This window comes from Bradyrhizobium cosmicum (assembly GCF_032290525.1).
GTDB classification, from domain to species: Bacteria; Pseudomonadota; Alphaproteobacteria; order Rhizobiales; family Xanthobacteraceae; genus Bradyrhizobium; species Bradyrhizobium cosmicum_A.
In genome coordinates this window covers 1-292 of record NZ_JASXTA010000133.1, presented here as the reverse complement: position 1 = coordinate 292, position 292 = coordinate 1, and the positions used below count along the sequence as shown (strand labels likewise).

General features: G+C 71.6%; 1 pseudogene. It reads left to right on the top strand.

The annotated features are described in order from the left end of the window. A pseudogene (locus QSV46_RS39375) lies at positions 1 to 292 on the top strand (hypothetical protein); the annotation flags it as partial.

The window sequence follows — 292 nt, the reverse complement described above, 5'->3', positions numbered from 1 at the left end:
CGGCTTGCGCGCACTGCTGTCGCTGGTTCCGGCGGAGGCCACTGTCCTTCGCGACGGCACCCAGGTCACCGTCGCTCCGACCGAGCTCGCGATCGGCGACCTGCTCCTGGTCCGTCCGGGTGAGCGCGTCGCGACCGACGGCGTCGTTCGTGACGGTCGCACCGCTGTGGACGTCTCGGCCCTCACCGGGGAGTCCGTCCCGGTCGAGGTTGCCGCCGGAGACGCCGTCTACGCCGGCTCCATCAACGGAACCGGCGTGCTTGAGGTCGAGGTCACCACCACCGCCGAGGAC